Origin of the sequence: Mycobacterium sp. SMC-4, from assembly GCF_025263265.1 — a bacterium.
GTDB lineage: Bacteria > Actinomycetota > Actinomycetes > Mycobacteriales > Mycobacteriaceae > Mycobacterium.
In genome coordinates this window covers 5,027,413-5,044,135 of the sequence record NZ_CP079869.1, presented here as the reverse complement: position 1 = coordinate 5,044,135, position 16,723 = coordinate 5,027,413, and the positions used below count along the sequence as shown (strand labels likewise).

Genomic DNA, 16,723 nt, shown 5'->3' with positions numbered 1-16,723 from the left:
CAGCCACTCGGTGCGGGAGATCGAACATGACAGAAACCACCACCAGCAGCGCCGACCCGGGCGGATCGATCTTCGCCGTCGGCAACTACGCACCGGTCGCCGACGAACTCACCGAGTTCGGCCTACCCGTCGACGGCGCCATCCCGCCCGAGCTGACCGGCTGGTATCTGCGTAACGGCCCCAACCCCCGTACCGCCACCGGGCACTGGTTCACCGGTGACGGCATGATCCACGGCGTGCGCATCGAGAACGGCCGCGCCGCGTGGTACCGCAACCGCTGGGTTCGCACCGACAGCTTCATCTCCGACTTCCCGCTCTACAACGCCGACGGCACCCGCAACCTGCGGGCCAGCGTGGCCAACACCCACGTCGTCAATCACGCCGGCAAGACGCTGGCGCTGGTCGAGTCGTCACTGCCCTACGAGATCACCACCGACCTGGAGACCGTCGGTGCCTATGACTTCGACGGCCAACTCGTCGACTCGATGACCGCGCACCCGAAGATCTGCCCGACGACCGGCGAGATGCACTTCTTCGGTTACGGCAACATCTTCGCCCCGCACGTCAGCTATCACCGCGTCGACGCTGACGGCACGCTGGTGATCAACCGCGGTCTCGACGTGCCGGCGCTGACGATGATGCACGACTTCGCGCTGACGCCGAACTATGCGGTGTTCCTGGACCTGCCCATCGTCTTTGATCTCGACATCGCGATGCGCGGCAACGGGGACATGCCCTACCGCTGGGACGACGACTACGGCGCCCGGCTCGGGCTGCTGCGCCGTGACGACCCGTTCGGCCAGGTGCGATGGATCGACATCGACCCGTGCTACGTGTTCCATGTCGCCAACGCCTACGAGACCGAATCGGCGACCGGCCGGTCGCTGGTCCTGCAGGCCGTTCGCTATCCCGAATTGTGGCGTGAAAACGGTGGTTTCGACGCCGAGGGGGTGCTCTGGACCTGGACGGTGGACCTGGCGACCGCGACGGTGACCGAACGCCAGCTCGACGACCGGGCCGTCGAGTTCCCCCGAATCGACGACCGGCTGGCAACCCGACCCGCGCGATACGCGGTGTCGGTCGGCGATCGCAGCTGGGTGCGGCACGACCTGGTGACCGGTGACGCGGTCGAACACCGCTTTCCGGCGTCGGGTCCGGGCAACCCGGGGGAGGCGGTGTTCGTGCCGTCCGCCGACGGCCCGGCTGACGAGTCCAGTGGGTGGTATCTGGGCTACGTCTACGACGCGCAGCGTGACGGCAGCGATCTCGTCATCCTCGACGCGTCCGACCTCGCCGCCGACCCGGTGGCGACAATCCATCTGCCGCAACGAGTTCCGTACGGCTTCCATGGCAACTGGATCGCCGACTGATCGCTCAGGAGGGCGGTGTGAAGCCGCCCCCACGGGGAGCCGCTGGTGGCCCCTGGGTGGGCCAGGCCACCGGCTGCTGCGGCGGCTGCTGCGGCGGACCGGGGGCTGCCGTGTTCAGCCGCATCAGTTCACGGCGATGGCGTTCGGCCAGTACGGCAGCCAGCACCATGGCCGGGGGAGCGCCGGGTGGCGGCGGCGGTGAGATCTGCGCCACCACATCGGTGGCGATGTGGTAAGCCATCTGGTCGCGCATCTGCGGTTGCAATTGCCCAGCGCGTGCCAAGAATTGGCGCGCCAACTCGGCCTGCTCCGGGCGTAACCCGGACAACTCCAGCGCCGAGGCCCAGCCGGCCAGCGGTGCGGGCATCAGCGGCGGTGGCGCCATCTTGGGTGCTCGTTCACTGATCACCACGGTTCCGGCGAAGATGTCTCCGATCCGCTTACCTTTCGGCGAGAGCAGGCTGCAGATGACGGCGGGCCCGCCGGTCAGCATCCAGATCTCGATGACGCCGGCCAGCGCGCGAAACAGCGCCTGGCGGAACCGCTCGGGGCTGCCGTCGTCGGAGACCACCCGCAGGCCCATCACGATCTTGCCGAGCGTGCGGCCGCGGGTGGCGGTTTCGAAGATCAGCGGGTAGCCGACCAGCGCCAGCACCGTGAAGATGATCAGCACCGCAGCCGAGAACGCGGAGTCGAACTCCGAGAGCGTCAGCGCCCACAACATGACCCCGGCCAGATAGACGACAAACACCACGGTGACGTCGATGAGGATGGACAGCGCGCGCACCGGCAACTGGGCCATCTGGATGTCGAGGACCACCGCGTCACCGGTCACCACGGGCTGCTGCTGACCGACCATAGCTGCCACGCTACTAAAATCGGTCCTCGTGGATGTCGACGCGTTCGTTCAGGCGAACCGCCCGGCGTGGGACCGGCTGGAGCAGCTGGTCAAAAAGCGCCGCAGTCTCAGTGGCGCCGAGGTGGACGAGCTCGTCGACCTGTACCAGCGGGTGTCCACGCACCTGTCGATGGTGCGGTCGGCGTCGTCGGACGCTGTCCTCGTCGGCAAGCTCTCCGGGCTCGTCGCGCGGGCCAGATCGGTGGTCAGCGGCGCGCACGCCCCGTTGTGGCAGGAGTTCGTGCGGTTCTGGACGGTGTCGTTCCCGGTGGTGGCCTACCGGTCGTGGCGGTGGTGGCTGGGCTCGGGCATCGCGTTCTTCGCCGTGGCGGTGGTGATCGGGGTGTGGGTGGCCACTCATCCCGAGGTGCAGGCCGCGGTCGGGACCCCCGCCGAGATCGAGCAGCTGGTCAACCACGACTTCGCCGACTACTACAGCGAGCACCCGGCAGGGTCCTTCGCGCTACAGGTGTGGGTGAACAACGCGTGGGTGGCGGCCCAATGTATCGGCTTTTCGATTTTGCTCGGAATCCCGATTCCCTACGTGTTGTTCCAGAACTCGGCGAATCTGGGTGTGATCGGCGGTCTGATGTTCTCCGCCGACAAGGGCGATGTGTTCCTGGGTCTGCTCACCCCGCACGGGTTGATCGAGTTGACCGCGGTGTTCCTGGCCGCCGGGGTGGGGATGCGGCTGGGCTGGTCGGTGGTGTCGCCGGGGGACCGGCCGCGCACGCAGGTGCTGGCAGAGCAGGGCCGCGCGGTGATCTCGGTGGCTGTCGGACTGGTGGCGGTGCTGCTGATCGCGGGCGTGGTCGAGGCGTTCGTGACACCGTCGGGGCTGCCGACCTTCGCCCGCATCGCGATCGGGGTGGCAGCCGAGGTCGCGTTCATCGGCTATGTCGTCCACTTCGGCCGCAGGGCGGTACGGGCCGGGGAGACCGGCGATATCGACAACGCTCCCGACCTGCTCCCGACGGCCTGAGAGACGCTACAGCCGGCCGGCGGCCTTCATCGCCAGATAGTGGTCGGCCAGCGCCGGCGCGAGGTCGTCCGGGGCGGCGTCGACCACCTCGACCCCGTGACCGCGAAGCCGCGCGGCGACATCGCGACGGTCATTACGGGCCCGCTCGGCGGCCGCGGCGTCATACACGGCGACCGCATCGGAGCGGCCGGCAGCCAGCGTGTCGACTCGCGGGTCGGCCACTGCCGCGAGCAACACCCGGTGCTTGGCCGTCAACGCCGGCAGGACCGTCATCAGGCCTTCGTCGATCGCCGAGGAGTTGAGGTCGGTCAGCAGCACCACCAGTGCGCGTCGGCGCACCCGCCGCTGGATCGCCGTCACCATCGCCCGAGGATCCGACTCGACCAGGGCGGGCTCCAGCGGCGCCATCGCGTCCACCAGACGTGCCAGCAGTTCGGTGCGCCCGGCGTTGAACACTCCGGCCCGGGTGACCCGGTCGTGGGCCAGGAAGTCGACATGGTCGCCGGCGCGTGCCGCCAGCGCCGCCAACAGCAGCGCGGCGTCCATCGACCAGTCCAACCGAGGCCACCCACCCCGGTCCTCGGTCGCCGGCTGCGTCGGATCCACACCCACGCGGCCGGCCGACGTCCGTCCGGTGTCGAGCACGATCACCACGCGGCGGTCTCGCTCGGGACGCCAGGTGCGCACCACCACATCGGCCCGACGCGCGGTGGCGCGCCAGTCGATGGATCGGACATCGTCGCCGACGACATACTCACGCAGCGAGTCGAATTCGGTGCCCTGACCGCGGATCAGCACCGGGGTCAGGCCTTCCAGTTCACGCAACCGCGCCAGCCGCGACGGCAGGTGCTTGCGGGACAAAAACGGCGGCATGATCCGGATCTGCCAGGGCACCCGGTGGGAGGCCTGGCGGCCCGCCAGGCCCAGCGGACCGATCGAACGCGCGGTGACCAACGCCGAGACCTGATCCCCGCGTCGCACCGGATTCAGCTGTGTCTGCAGGGTGATACGTTGTCCTGCAGCGAGATTCACCTCATGTCGGCGCGGCTGCGCGCGAGCACTCGGAGCCCAGGCATCCCGGATGAACCCCCGAAACCGGGCACGATTTCCGTTGTTCACCGTCAGGGTAGAGGCCACGGGTTGCCCGAGGCGCGCGGAGGTGTTGCCGCTACGGGCCAGCGTCAGCGCCCGCGGACCGGCGGCCAGGGCGACGTCGACGGACACCGCGACGGCCAGTGCTGCCATCAGGATCGCGAACGTCAATCCCGCATTGGGCGAAGCCACCACCGGCACCGCGCACAGCAGTGCGATCAACCCGACACGTCCCGTGAGGATCAAAGCGGGACAACCTATCTCGGCACCGGCACCGCTGCGAGGATGCCTTCCAGAACACTGTCGGCGCTGGCACCCTCCAGCTCGGCCTCTGGGCGCAGCCCGATGCGATGACGCAGGGTGGGTCTGGCCATCGCCTTGACATCGTCCGGGGTGACGTAGTTGCGCCCGGAAAGCCACGCCCACGACCGCGCGGTGGCCAGCAACGCGGTCGACCCACGCGGCGAAACGCCCAGCTGTAGTGACGGAGAATGCCTTGTCGCGCCGACGATATCGACGATGTAACCGAGTACCTCGTTGGCCACCAACACCTGCCGGACCGCTTCGCGGCCGGCGGCCAGCTCTGCCGGGCCGGCCACCGGCTGCACCGCGGAGAGGTCGCGCGGATCGAATCCGCGGGCGTGCCGGTCCAGTATCGCGATCTCCTGGTCCCGCGGTGGCAGTGGCACATTGAGTTTGAGCAGGAACCGGTCGAGCTGAGCTTCGGGCAACTGGTAGGTGCCCTCGTACTCGATCGGGTTCTGCGTGGCCGCCACGATGAACGGATCCGGCAGCCGGCGCGGATCACCGTCCACGCTGACCTGCCGCTCCTCCATCGCTTCCAGCAGCGCGGCCTGCGTCTTCGGCGGAGTTCGGTTGATCTCGTCGGCGAGCATCAGGTTGGTGAACACCGGTCCGGCACGGAATTCGAACTCGGCGGTGCGCGCGTCGTAGACCAGCGACCCGGTGACGTCCCCGGGCATCAGGTCCGGGGTGAACTGGACGCGTTTGAACTCCAGTCGCAGCGCCGCGGCCAGGGTGCGCACCAGCAGCGTCTTGGCCACCCCGGGAACGCCCTCGAGCAGCACATGCCCGCGGCACAGTAGCGCGATGACCAGTCCGCTGACCACGGCGTCCTGTCCGACGACCACCTTGCCGATCTCGGTGCGCAGCGCCATCAGCGCGTTGCGGGCGGACTCGTGGGTGGAGGGCTGTGTCACGACTGTGCGACCTGCCTTTCGATGTCGTCGAGTGCGCGGGCCAAGTTCACCAGATCGGTGTCGCTGGCCGGCGCCGGTCCATAGAGGGTATGGGTGATGGTGGCCGGGTCGCCGACACAGCGGCCGGCGACGGCGTGGGAGACCGTGCTCGGCGCCGCGCCGGGATCCAGACCGAGGCGGGGCAGCATGCGCTGCAGCGTCGCGGTGCGCAGCGCCTCGGCGGCGCGGTCACGGGCCCGGCGAGACCGGTAGAGCCGGCCCCGGCCCTCCACCGTCTCCGATGCGCGCACCACGACGGGCAACTGTTCGGCGACCAGTGGGCCCAGTCGGCGGCCACGCCACAGCGCCAGCAGCGCGACCGCGACCACCAGCTGCCAGACCAGCCAGCCCACCTGTGGCGGGATGAGATCGGACACCGAGGCCCCACCGCCGGAGGAGAATCCTTCGTTGCGCTGCGGTGCGTACCAGATCATTCGAGGCTGGGTGCCGGTGAGGTTGAGCGCCAACGCGGCATTGCCCTCGTCGAGCAGCGCGGAGTTCATCAGGAAATCAGCACTGCCGACCACCGTGACGGTGCGCCCGTCGGATCGGTAGCGCGCCAGAACCCCGTCGTAGCAGCGCGTCACCTCGGTGTCGTCGACGGCCTCATAGGTGTCGGCGGCGCCGAACCGTACGGTGCCGGCCCGGGTCGCCGCACGCAGGTCGCAGCCCGGCGACAGGCCACCGAACTGCACGGATTCAGCCCGGTTCAGCAGCGGTGCCAGCTGTTCGCGCGTCTTGCCGATGGGTTCGATCACCAGGCGGTCACCGGGCACCTCGGCAAGCCGACGTAATTGGTCGTCGTCGTAGAGGTGAAAGGTCTGCGCAGCCACGATCAAGGTGTCGGGTCGGGCTTGCCGTTCGACGTCGGCGACGGTGTCGGCCACCACCACCTCGACACCCTGATCACGCAGCAGCGCCATCAACGCGTGGGTGCCTTCGGCGCCCGTGGAGTTGGCATCGAGGCGACCGCCGGGACGCGCCGCGGTCAAATAGGTGGTCAGCGCCGCGACACCGACGACAGCCACCAATGCCAGCGCGATCCAGCGTCCGTTGCGCACCCGCTGGCCCACGGTCGGCCCGACGGCCGTCGACGACGTCACGGTCATCGCACCTGCGCCCAGGCCTGCGGCGCCTCGGGCGTCGACCCGACGGCGGTGGAGGTTCGTCCGGCCAGATCGTCGTCCAGCGCGCAGATCATCGCGTACTGCTCCTGCGAGCCGGGACGTTCCCCATAGGTGACGTCGTTGAAAGCCGTTGCCGCGGAGCTCAACCGGTCGGCCAGATCGGCAAGCAGGGCACCGGCCGCGGCGGCCAGTTCGGTGGCGGTGCGGCCGGGCACCGGGCCCAGGATGTCGTTCTCCTCCAGCCGGCGCGCCACCGCACGCACCCGGTGCCGGATGGCTGCGGCCCAGTTACCTTCTGCAGCATGGCGTTCGGCGATCTCGCGGTGCTCGGCGGCGCTGAGTTCGGTGTCGCCGAACAGGGTGTCGGCCGAGCGTCGTTCGGTGCGCATGGCCCGGCGCGCGATGCGCACCGCCACCGCGATCGCCACCCCGGTGAGCAGCGCGAGCACCGCGACGGTGAGCCAGCCGCCGGGGATCTCGGCTGCGCCGGCGGCCAACCGGTACAGCAGATCGTCGATCCAGCTCAAGAATCGCTCGGTCAGCGACGGTCTCGGATAGATCAGTTTGCCGAGTTCCTGCTGCGCGGCGTCGTGGGCCGCATCGCGGTCGATATCTACCGGTGCCACGTCAGCGCTGGCCGGTCAACCACAGATCGTCGGTCGAGTCAGCCGATGCATCCGGATCGGCCCCCTGACCAGCTGCAGCCCCGGTTTGCAAGACCAGGTCGAACGCCTCGGCACGGATACGTCGATCGGTGTACTGCAGCACGACCACACCGGCGTTGAACGGCCCGGTGATGATCTGACCGATCGCCCCGCCGACCGCGATCAGTACCAGGGCGATCATCGCCGTGGTAGTCGCCGAGGCGGTGCCGATGAGGATCTCCCCGCCGAAGGTGAACGGGATGGCCACCGCGCCGGCGACGATCTGGGCGACCAGCATGGCCAGCAGGCGGATACCGAAGACCCGCCAGAAGTCACCTTTGATCAGAGCGAAGGACCGCTTGATCGACGAGATGACGTCGCGGCGTTCGAGCACGATGGCAGCCGGTGCGAAGGTGATCATGGTCGCGATGTAGGCCACGAATGCCACGGTCACCAGCACCAGCGGTGCGCCGACGAGAAAGCCCATCCACCCGCCGGCGCTGACGGCGATCCCGGCGATGATCACCGCGACCACCCCGAACAGCAGGATCACCGCGAGCATGGTCAGCACGCTGAACCCGATCAGCGCCCACACCCTGGGACGCAACCGTTGCCACGCTTGGCCGATGGTGATTCCGGCCCCGAACACCGAACGGCCGATCACCACCGTGAGCAGGCCGCTGAGCAGGATGGTCGACAGCCCAGTGGCGACGGCCGCTGCGATGCTGGAGGCCATCGATGCCAGACCCGAGCCGCCGGCCAGCAGCAGCATGTCGTTGGACTCCAGCTCGCCGCCCAGGGACCCGGCGAATGCCAGCGGCCACAGCGACAACACCAGCGCCAACAACTGGGTGGCGACCACCACGATCGTCGTGAGACCAAGCGTGGCTTTGGGATTGGCACGCATCGAGGCGATCGCACCGTTGAAGATGTCGCCCAGCATCAACGGCCGCAGCGGCACGATGCCGGGTTTGAGGGCCGGCCCCGGCCCGTACTGGCCGGGTGGGTATCCCGGCCGACCATAGCCCGGAGGTGGATAGCCCGCAGGAGGGTATCCCGGTGGGGGGTACCCAGGTGGCGGATATCCGGGCGCGCCGTAGCCCGGCGGTGGGTACCCCGGCACGCCGTAACCCGGAGGCGGATACCCCGGCGCACCGTAACCCGGAGGGGGATACCCCGGCGGGGGGTAGCCCGGGGGTGGGTAGCCCGGGGGGACGCCGGGGTGGGGGCCGTATCCGCCGGCGTCGTTGGTCATGATTCCCATCTTGGCGAGCACTGTGACAAATGACAACGTGGCCCGTCGCCCGTCAACCCGGCAGGCGGCCCCAGAGATCGTCGAACGACAGTGCGTCGAAGAAGGCCGACGCGGCGACGACCCGGTCCCCCTCCAGTGTCAGGAACCAGGCGTAGGTGTTGCGGTAGACGACCTCGTCGCGCGCGACACCCTCGGCGTCGAACAACACGATCACCGTGTCGCCGTCGGCATGGATGCGGCGGATCGACGGCACCAGCGGCCGGGACATGCGCGCATTGAAGGGCCGGATCACCGAGCTCAGGAAGTCCTCCTTGCCGTGATAGACCCGCGACGCCGCACAGTTGCCCATGATCTCCCAGGTAACGTCATCGGCCAGCAGGTCATAGGGACTGCCGGAGCCGGCGGCCCAGGCGTCGAACGCGGCGCGCACCGTGCTCGCGTTGCGCGACTTGTCGCTGTCGGTCATCGCGCACTCCTGCTCAGTCGTAGACGATCACAGCGCGCCCCAGCACCTCACCGCGGGCGACCGCGTCGAGCGTCTCGTTGACGTCGTCGAAACGTACTCGGGTGACCGAATGACTGATCTGGCCCGCCCGGGCCAGTGCGAGCACCTCGGTCAGGTCGTTGTAATTGCCCCAGAATGACCCGAAATAGGTGTATTCGCGGGCCACCAACGGGAACAGCGGAACGTCGATCCGATTGCCGATCAGACCGACCGAGGCCACCGCACCCTCGGCTGCCAGCAGCGAGAACACCAGTCGCAGCGACTCCTCGGAGCCGGCGCACTCGATCACGGCGTCGAGTTCGGGTCGTCCGGTCAGCGACTCGAGCTCCGTGCGGACCCCGTCGGCGTCCTTGCCGCGCACGTTGATGCCGTGGTCGGCGCCGTTGTCGGTGGCTATCTTGAGCTTGTCGTCGGTACGCGCCAGAGCAACCACCTGGGCACCGCCGCCGAGCAGCTTGGCGTACTGCACGGCGTAGCTGCCGAGGCCGCCGACACCCGACACCGCCACGGTGCGTCCCGGCCCCAGGTGACCGGCCTCGCGCAGCTTTTTCAGACCGCGGTATGGCGTGAGACCGGCGTCGGTCAACGGCGCCAGATTCGCTGGTGAAAGGTCCCCGGTGCCGGGCATCTTGATCAGGTACCGGTAGTCCACGGGCAGGTACTCAGAGTATCCGCCGTGACGGCCGAAGCCCGCCCACACCCCGTGGGCGCACAACTGTTCGTTGCCCTCGTGGCACTGTCGGCACGCGCCATCTCCCCAGCTACCGAACACCACGACCTGATCGCCCTCGGACAATCCCGCGGATTTCGGCACCGCTGAACCCATCCCGTCGACCCAACCGGCGACTTCGTGCCCCGGGGTGATGGGAAAGTCCATCGCCAGCCCATTGTCGAAGTAGCCGTCGACAAGCTGAAAGTCGGTGCGACACATTCCTGCCCCGCCGACGCGTACCAGCACCTCATGGGGGGCGGGGCTGGGCACATCGACCTCCTCGAGGCGCAACGGCTGTTTGTACCCGTACATCCGGGCGGCTCGCATCTTCATCTGCACTCCCATCGAGTCCGTCGTCGTCGATGTCATGGTGTGCTGCCGGCAGCAGGGTTCGCATCGGCCACTGGCCAGTGCAGTATCAGCGTGTGTCGATTCTGGTGAGGGCCCACTCGAGTTGGCTTCTGGATTTGATGCCGAGTTTGGTGAAGACCTTGCCGAGGTGGTATTGGACCGTGCGAGAGCTGATGAACAGCCGGGCTCCGATATCTGGGTTGGACAACCCCTTCCGTGCCAAGCGGGCGATCTGCGCCTCCCGTGCCGTCAACGTCACGTCTGTCGGTGCCGCGATCCGCGGCCGGACCGTCTCTCCCGTGGCAGCAAGCTCGATACGAGTACGGTCGGCAAACGCCGACATGCCAATCTGCTCGAAAAGGCCGAGGGCCGAGCGCAGGTGACGCCGCGCGTCGACCCGCCGACGCCGCCGGCGCAGCCATTCCCCGTACACGAGGTGTGCCCGCGCCAAATCCGGACGCAGACCTCCAGCGCCGAGACGCGCTACCGCCTCCTGGTAGTTCTGCTCTGCGGTGGGTCCTTCACTCACCAGTGCGCGCGACCGCGCCTCGATGCCCAGTCCCCAGTCGGTCTTGCTGGGGGTGGTGGTCTCGGCCAGTTGTTCGGCGGCCCGCCGTGCTGCGTGGAGGTCTCCGAGACGCGATGCGGCCTCGACGAGTTCGGGCAGCGCCCACCACGATGCGGCGCCATCGCCCCGACAGGACGCGGCGTCTTCGGCGCACGCATACGCGGTGCGATAGTCACCCCTCGCGTTCGCGAGGGTGGCGGTCGCCCACGCGATGACGCTCAGTCCATGGCCCTCACCGCGGCCTTCGGCGTCGGAGCGCGCAGCGTCGCACAGGGCCGTCAGCTCGTCGCGTCGTCCCCGCCAGGCTTCCAACACGATCGAGCTGTAGGGGCTGAGGTGCTGGCCACTGGCATCGATGACGGCGCGCATCTCCTCGGTGATCTGCGCTGCCTTGTCGAATTCGCCCGTGAACAACAGCGGCACGAAGCGGCAGCTGTAGGCCAACGGAAGGTGGCTCAGCGCGCCGGTCGCACGGACCTGCTCCAGGTAGCGCACCGACAGCCGGGCGTGCTGCTCGAGGTCCCACAGCCGCGATGATGCCAGGCATGCCAGCAGCATCCACCGCAGTTCCCGGTCGACGGGCATGCCCGTCCCGTAAGCCTCGATGGCGCGGCGCAACTTCGCGCTTCCGGCGTGCATCCCGAGGTATTGCTCGGCCAGTCCGTCCAGCAGGTCGTGCTCCGGTCCGGTCATGTCGGGCCCGCGCGGTGCGAGGCGGGCAGCCGAACACACGTCGAGCAAATTGGCCTCGCCTGCCAGGCGGCCGGCGAACAGCGCGGCCGACATCGCGTCCAGATAGGTTTCGCGGGCCAGCGTCGCGTCGATGCTCTCCAGCCGCCGCGCGGCCGCGAGCAGAAGTGGAGCGGCATCGTTGCCGTGTCGTCCGATGAAACTGAGCTGGGCGCGGACCAAATCGGCGCGGGCACGCTGCATCTCGGTGCAAGCGCTGACATCGACCACCGACAACAGGTCGCGGGCGGCATCGAGCACACCGACCTCTGCCTTCGCCTCGGCAGCGGCCAGCGCCCTGTCGCAGCGCCGCGACGGATCGGCGGTAAGGATCGTCGCGCGCTCCAGGAATGCTGCGGCTGCTGTTACCCCGCCGCGCCCCCGTACCCGCTCGCCGCTGCGTTCGAGCTGCTCGGCGACCGCATCGTCGGGTTCGACCGTGGCATGGCCGAGATGCCATGCACGCCGGTCCGAGTCGACGCCCTCATCCATCACGGCTGCCAACGCGCCGTGGATCCGCTGTCGGTCCGACAACGGGACACACCGGTACGCCGAGGACCGGATCAACGGATGACGGAACACGATTCGGTGGCCGATCTCGATGAGGCCTGTTTCGAGGGCGGGAAGGGCGGCGCTGCCGTCGATGCCCAGCACTTCGGCTGCCCGCCACGTCAACGACGCGTCCCCGGCCGGGTCCGCGGCGGCGAGCGCGAGCAATCGACGGGCGGAAAGCGGTAGGTCGAGGAGCTGACGCCGCAGCACACCATCCAGACTGTGGACAGCTGGGGCGTCGGGGGCGCCAAACCCGCCGGCCAGCTCCGATGGCCTCAGGGAGCGCGGAAGTTGCAGTAGAGCAAGCGGATTGCCATGTGCCTCGGCGATGATCCGATGCCGTATTGCGCTGTCCAAGGGCCCGGTGAGGCTGCGGGCCAGCAGCACGGCGGACTCGTCGTCGTGCAGTGGGCCGACCACCAATCGTGCTATGCCGTCGAGATCATCGTCGATGACCCGCGTCGCGAAAACGGCACCGACCGGCTCCGCGTCGAGGCGTCGGGCCGCGAAGGAGAGGATCCGCCGAGACGCGGTGTCGAGCCAATGCAGATCATCGACGAAGAGCATCACCGGCCGTGCGCGGGCCGCTTCGGACACCAGGCTCAATACAGCGAGGCCCACCAGCATCGCGTCCGGGCGCGGCCCTGCACGCTCACCGATCGCAGCGAGCAGGGCGTCACGTTGCGGGGGCGGAATGTCATCGATCTCTGCCCGCAGAGCGGTGCACAGCGTGGGCAACGCCGCGAAGGTGAACTCCATCTCCGACTCGACGCCGGTGATCTTGCAGACCCGCAAGGCTGACGCCTGTTCCTGTGCGTATTCGAGGAGCGCGGTCTTGCCGATCCCGGCCTCGCCGGTGAGCACCAGCGCCCGGCTGCGGCCGGAGCGCACGGTGCTGAGCACGTCATCGAGCGCACGTCGGTGGACTTCGCGTCCGACGAGCTGCACCGGGCCTCCTGGCTCAGGTGATCATGGTGTGGCAACCTGCGACTTCCGACGTTATCCGGGCAGGTGAGGACGCGTACAGTTTTGCCTGGGGAAGCTCGGGTACCCCGTGCCCATGACGCGTTTCGGCTACACCCTGATGACTGAGCAGAGCGGACCCAAAGACCTTGTCCGTTACGCCGTTTCGGCGGAGGACGTCGGTTTCGACTTCGAAGTGTGCAGCGACCACTACTTTCCCTGGCTGGCCGCCCAAGGCCACGCGCCGTATGCGTGGTCGGTGCTCGGCGCGGTCGCGCACGCCACCGCGCGGGTCGAATTGATGACCTATGTGACCTGCCCCACCATTCGCTACCACCCGGCGATCGTCGCGCAGAAGTCGGCCACGGTGCAGATTCTGGCCGACGGACGGTTCACGCTGGGCCTGGGCAGCGGCGAGAACCTCAACGAACACGTCGTCGGCGCGGGTTGGCCGACCGTCACCCGGCGCCACGAGATGCTGCGCGAGGCCATCCAGATCATCCGGGAGCTGCACACCGGTGAGCTGGTCGACTGGAAAGGCGAGCACTACGAGGTCGACTCGGCGAGGATCTGGGATGTCCCCGACGTGCCGGTGCCGATCGCGGCGGCGGTGTCGGGGGACCGCTCTGTCGAGCACTTCGCGCCGCTGGCCGACCACCTGATCGCCGTCGAGCCCGACAGCGACGTCGTCGACAAATGGCACGACACCCGCCGAGCCACCGGCCTGCCGGGCGATGTGCGGGTGATCGGCCAGATCCCGATCTGCTGGGACCCCGACCGCGAGGTGGCCGTCGAGCGGGCCCACGAGCAGTTCCGCTGGCACGCCGGGGGCTGGGCGGTGAACTCCGACCTGCCGACAACCGCCGGTTTCGACGGCGCCACCCAGTTCGTGCGTCCCGAAGACACCGCCGAGTCCATTCCGTGCGGGCCCGATCTCGACGCGATCGTCGACGCCGTGCGGGCGTACTGGGAGGCCGGCTTCACCGACATCGCCATGGTGCAGGTCGGTGGGGACAGCCAAGACGAATTCCTGAGCAAGGCAGCCGCGCCATTGTTGGACAAGCTGCGCAGCGCCGCGAAATGAGAGGTTCGCGATGACACGAGGCAAAGGCATTTACGACGACGAGGACGGCACCCACACATCGTCGGCCTCGGCGCAGAACCGGGTCGAGAGCGATGGGGACATCGACGAGAAGACCCCGGATGTCGACAAGGGATCCGAGGAGCCGACCGCCTGACCGTGGGGTCTCGACGTCAGCGGGCGGCCACCGGGTCGCCGCGCCGTTTGGTCTCCAGTCGGTGCCAGGTCCACCAGAACAGCAGGGCGGCGACGATCGATCCGGTGGCGGCCAGCCACTGCGAGCTGAGGAAGAGCCTCCAGGTGGTCGGATCGTCGTTGACGTAGGCCGACGCGGCCAACAGCATCTGCCGCGCACCCAGCGCCAGGCTGGCTGCCCCGATCGTGGCCACCAGCACGACGAAGACCGTCCGTAGCGTGTAGCGGCGCGGATCCGGTGAAACCACGGCGCGGATCCGGCCGGTCTGGGCCAGCAGCAGCGCTGCTGCCGACGCGACGAACAGTGCCACCGCGTTGGCGGCCAGCGTGTCGGAAAGCCGGTGCGCGCCGATGATGACGGTGTAGGCGCCGATGCCGACCGCCCACGTGAGCGTGACGAACATCGCGACGCCGCGAAAGCGGTACGGCATCACGATCAAGGTCGCGAACAACAGGCACATCGCCGCGGTGGTGTGTCCGCTGGGCAGCGTGTTCTCCGCGACGGTGCCGTCCGCGGCGGTCAGGTCGGGACGGGACAACGCGTAAACCTTCAACACCTGGGTGAGCGCCTGTCCGCCGAGGATGACGCCCGCTCCGGCAACCGCCAGCCACACCTGGCGACGGAGCAGGCCGATCGACGCGACCACAACCGTCGCAGCCAGTTGCGAGGTCAGCGAGATGGTGTGGAACGCCTCCAGCGCGACTCGACGCAGCTCGGGGTTGACCTGATCAGCGCCGCGCAGGGCCGCGTCCTCCAGTCGTTGGCCCGTCGTGGTGTGCACCGCCACCAGGTAGACCGCGGTGCCGAACAGCAGCGCGACGATCAGCACCGCCGCCCACTGGAATCGGGCGCGCCGTATTCGGTGATCGGCGGCGATCCCCGCCGGCCGCTGTGTCCTGGTCACCGGTGATCGCCCCGGATCCTGTTCCAGGACAACGGAAAAGTCGCCCGACCGGAGATCCGGGATCGCGTTGACATGTGCACCTATCGAAGTCGGGGACCGGAAGTCCGGCGCAGGGCGGACCGGGCCGACATTACCGCCGGTATGCCACCAACACGACGCCGATGAACAGCGACACCGCCCCGGTGGCCGCCAAAACCGTGCCCAGTCCCAGGCCCGGGATCACCGCCCCGGCGAGGGCCGGTGCCGCCACCGAACTCAGCGCCCCGACGACCAGACAGGCTGTGAAGGCGGCGCCGGCCTGGTCGGGGACCAGTTCGGCGGTCCAGACCGCCAGCACCGCCGAACCGGTCATGTAGCCCACACCGAAAATGCACGCCGAGACCGCTGTCGCGGCCAGCGAATTGCCGGCCAGTCCGAGCAGCGCCAGCGCCGCAGCCACCAGCAGCAGGCACAGTGCGGCGACCCGGCGGCTGCCCAGGCGTTGGGCCGCCGCGCCCGTGGCCACCGCCACCAGACCGGTGATGCCGACGACGGCGTAGAGCGCGGGCACCACCCATGCCGGGAGGTCGCCGCGGTCGAGAATGTCTGCCGCATAGGTGAAATAGATGACGATGGCCGCGAAGTACACCACGGAGTAACCGGCCGGGACGAGCAGCGTCCCGGACAAAGGTTCGGTCCTGCGCGTGCCGGTCCGGGGTGCGGTCGGCGTGGTGCGGGGCACCAGCGCGAGGTTGACGACGGCGGCGAGCACGGCGGCCAGCGCGATCGCCGCCCAGACCAGGCGCCACGAGCCGATCACCGCCAGGACCCCCAGGCCGCCGAGGGCGATGAGCCCGACGCTGGTCCCGGTGGTGATCACCGCCAGCGCCCTGGGCTGCTGCCGGGTGGCCACGGTCCGGGTCACGATGTCGGAGTACGGCGCCCACACCCAACCACCGGCCCCGCCGGCCAGGACGGCGCCGACGGCCAGCAGCCAGGGGGACTGCGCGACCGTCACGAGCACCGCCCCGAGTGCACCGCAGGCCCCGCCCACCGTCGTCGGCGCCCGTGACCCGCGGCGCGCGGCGAGTGGACCGGCGAGCAGCAGCCCGGCGAGGTAGCCGACGAAGGTGGCGCTGGCGATCAGCCCGAGCACGAGTTCGGACAGCCCCAGCTCGCCCCGGATGCCGGGCAGCGTCAGACCGTAGGCGTAGCGGGCCATCCCGAAGGCGACCCCGACGACCGCGGCGCCGGCGATACCGACCCGGATGTCCGCGGAGATCGCCATGGGCGTCGAGGCTACGTCGACGCGGCCCCAGAAGTGGAAAGGCCCTGAGCCGGTCTCCCGGTCAGGGCCTTCCAGTGCAGTCACACGAGTCGGGGTGGCGGGATTCGAACCCACGACCTCTTCGTCCCGAACGAAGCACGCTACCAAGCTGCGCCACACCCCGGGTGAAGCCACGACAGCCTATCGCACCCGACGCCGTCGAAGCCAAACGCCCATTGCTGCGCAACACGCCGCGGGATGGATTTCCGGTGTCGGTGGCGTTGTGCAC

At 68.9% G+C, this 16,723-nt stretch carries 15 protein-coding genes and 1 tRNA gene; 4 read left to right on the top strand and 12 right to left on the bottom strand.

Annotation, left to right across the window (positions count from 1 at the left end; translation table 11 throughout):
• Positions 1 to 26 precede the first annotated feature (26 nt).
• On the top strand, positions 27 to 1,370 hold the full coding sequence (locus KXD98_RS24050) for a carotenoid oxygenase family protein (protein ID WP_260760822.1): 1,344 nt from the start codon (positions 27 to 29) through the stop codon (positions 1,368 to 1,370).
• A gap of 4 nt (positions 1,371 to 1,374) precedes the next feature.
• On the opposite strand, the gene KXD98_RS24045 is transcribed toward KXD98_RS24050, so the two are convergent.
• Positions 1,375 to 2,229 (bottom strand): RDD family protein, encoded by an 855-nt coding sequence (locus KXD98_RS24045; protein WP_260760821.1) that lies wholly within the window; start codon positions 2,227 to 2,229, stop codon positions 1,375 to 1,377.
• 28 nt (positions 2,230 to 2,257) lie between these two features.
• Between KXD98_RS24045 and KXD98_RS24040 the strand changes: the two genes are divergently transcribed.
• Positions 2,258 to 3,250 (top strand): stage II sporulation protein M, encoded by a 993-nt coding sequence (locus KXD98_RS24040; protein WP_260760820.1) that lies wholly within the window; start codon positions 2,258 to 2,260, stop codon positions 3,248 to 3,250.
• A 6-nt stretch (positions 3,251 to 3,256) separates the two neighbouring features.
• On the opposite strand, the gene KXD98_RS24035 is transcribed toward KXD98_RS24040, so the two are convergent.
• From KXD98_RS24035 to KXD98_RS24000, 8 genes are all read right to left on the bottom strand, one after another.
• The gene (locus KXD98_RS24035) at positions 3,257 to 4,588 is read right to left on the bottom strand and encodes a DUF58 domain-containing protein (RefSeq protein ID WP_260760819.1); all 1,332 of its coding nucleotides are present in this window, start codon (positions 4,586 to 4,588) and stop codon (positions 3,257 to 3,259) included.
• An 11-nt stretch (positions 4,589 to 4,599) separates the two neighbouring features.
• Positions 4,600 to 5,520 carry a MoxR family ATPase gene (locus KXD98_RS24030; protein ID WP_260765388.1) on the bottom strand — a complete coding sequence of 307 codons (921 nt, stop codon included), beginning with the start codon at positions 5,518 to 5,520 and terminating at the stop codon, positions 4,600 to 4,602.
• A gap of 38 nt (positions 5,521 to 5,558) precedes the next feature.
• Entirely contained in the window at positions 5,559 to 6,710 is a 1,152-nt protein-coding gene (locus tag KXD98_RS24025; RefSeq protein ID WP_260760818.1) for a DUF4350 domain-containing protein, read from the bottom strand.
• Positions 6,707 to 7,354, bottom strand: a complete 648-nt coding sequence (locus tag KXD98_RS24020; RefSeq protein WP_260760817.1) for a DUF4129 domain-containing protein — start codon at positions 7,352 to 7,354, stop codon at positions 6,707 to 6,709. Before KXD98_RS24020 ends, KXD98_RS24025 begins: the two co-directional genes overlap by 4 nt.
• A gap of 1 nt (position 7,355) precedes the next feature.
• Positions 7,356 to 8,627 (bottom strand): hypothetical protein, encoded by a 1,272-nt coding sequence (locus tag KXD98_RS24015; protein WP_260760816.1) that lies wholly within the window; start codon positions 8,625 to 8,627, stop codon positions 7,356 to 7,358.
• A gap of 52 nt (positions 8,628 to 8,679) precedes the next feature.
• Positions 8,680 to 9,093, bottom strand: coding sequence for a nuclear transport factor 2 family protein (locus tag KXD98_RS24010; RefSeq protein WP_260760815.1), 414 nt, complete (start codon positions 9,091 to 9,093; stop codon positions 8,680 to 8,682).
• Positions 9,094 to 9,106: 13 nt separating this feature from the next.
• Positions 9,107 to 10,177, bottom strand: coding sequence for an NAD(P)-dependent alcohol dehydrogenase (locus KXD98_RS24005; RefSeq protein WP_260760814.1), 1,071 nt, complete (start codon positions 10,175 to 10,177; stop codon positions 9,107 to 9,109).
• Positions 10,178 to 10,262: 85 nt separating this feature from the next.
• Complete coding sequence (locus KXD98_RS24000) at positions 10,263 to 12,992, bottom strand: LuxR family transcriptional regulator (protein ID WP_260760813.1); 2,730 nt, start codon at positions 12,990 to 12,992, stop codon at positions 10,263 to 10,265.
• A 112-nt stretch (positions 12,993 to 13,104) separates the two neighbouring features.
• Between KXD98_RS24000 and KXD98_RS23995 the strand changes: the two genes are divergently transcribed.
• Complete coding sequence (locus KXD98_RS23995) at positions 13,105 to 14,091, top strand: LLM class F420-dependent oxidoreductase (RefSeq protein ID WP_260760812.1); 987 nt, start codon at positions 13,105 to 13,107, stop codon at positions 14,089 to 14,091.
• Positions 14,092 to 14,101: 10 nt separating this feature from the next.
• The gene (locus KXD98_RS23990) at positions 14,102 to 14,245 is read left to right on the top strand and encodes a hypothetical protein (protein WP_260760811.1); all 144 of its coding nucleotides are present in this window, start codon (positions 14,102 to 14,104) and stop codon (positions 14,243 to 14,245) included.
• A gap of 16 nt (positions 14,246 to 14,261) precedes the next feature.
• Here the strand turns inward: KXD98_RS23990 and KXD98_RS23985 are convergent, their stop codons facing one another.
• From KXD98_RS23985 to KXD98_RS23975, 3 genes are all read right to left on the bottom strand, one after another.
• Positions 14,262 to 15,188, bottom strand: a complete 927-nt coding sequence (locus KXD98_RS23985; protein ID WP_260760810.1) for a phosphatase PAP2 family protein — start codon at positions 15,186 to 15,188, stop codon at positions 14,262 to 14,264.
• A gap of 130 nt (positions 15,189 to 15,318) precedes the next feature.
• Positions 15,319 to 16,455: an MFS transporter gene (locus KXD98_RS23980; protein ID WP_260760809.1), complete on the bottom strand. Its 1,137-nt coding sequence runs from the start codon at positions 16,453 to 16,455 to the stop codon at positions 15,319 to 15,321.
• An 89-nt stretch (positions 16,456 to 16,544) separates the two neighbouring features.
• Positions 16,545 to 16,618 (bottom strand) — tRNA-Pro (locus KXD98_RS23975).
• Positions 16,619 to 16,723: the final 105 nt, after the last annotated feature.

Coding starts and splice junctions, on each gene's coding strand:
- KXD98_RS24050 (WP_260760822.1), top strand. CDS start 27: ATGACAGAAACCACCACCAGCAGCGCCGACCCGGGCGGATCGATCTTC.
- KXD98_RS24045 (WP_260760821.1), bottom strand. CDS start 2,229: ATGGTCGGTCAGCAGCAGCCCGTGGTGACCGGTGACGCGGTGGTCCTC.
- KXD98_RS24030 (WP_260765388.1), bottom strand. CDS start 5,520: ATGGCGCTGCGCACCGAGATCGGCAAGGTGGTCGTCGGACAGGACGCC.
- KXD98_RS24025 (WP_260760818.1), bottom strand. CDS start 6,710: ATGACCGTGACGTCGTCGACGGCCGTCGGGCCGACCGTGGGCCAGCGG.
- KXD98_RS24015 (WP_260760816.1), bottom strand. CDS start 8,627: ATGACCAACGACGCCGGCGGATACGGCCCCCACCCCGGCGTCCCCCCG.
- KXD98_RS24010 (WP_260760815.1), bottom strand. CDS start 9,093: ATGACCGACAGCGACAAGTCGCGCAACGCGAGCACGGTGCGCGCCGCG.
- KXD98_RS24005 (WP_260760814.1), bottom strand. CDS start 10,177: ATGAAGATGCGAGCCGCCCGGATGTACGGGTACAAACAGCCGTTGCGC.
- KXD98_RS23995 (WP_260760812.1), top strand. CDS start 13,105: ATGACGCGTTTCGGCTACACCCTGATGACTGAGCAGAGCGGACCCAAA.
- KXD98_RS23990 (WP_260760811.1), top strand. CDS start 14,102: ATGACACGAGGCAAAGGCATTTACGACGACGAGGACGGCACCCACACA.
- KXD98_RS23980 (WP_260760809.1), bottom strand. CDS start 16,455: ATGGCGATCTCCGCGGACATCCGGGTCGGTATCGCCGGCGCCGCGGTC.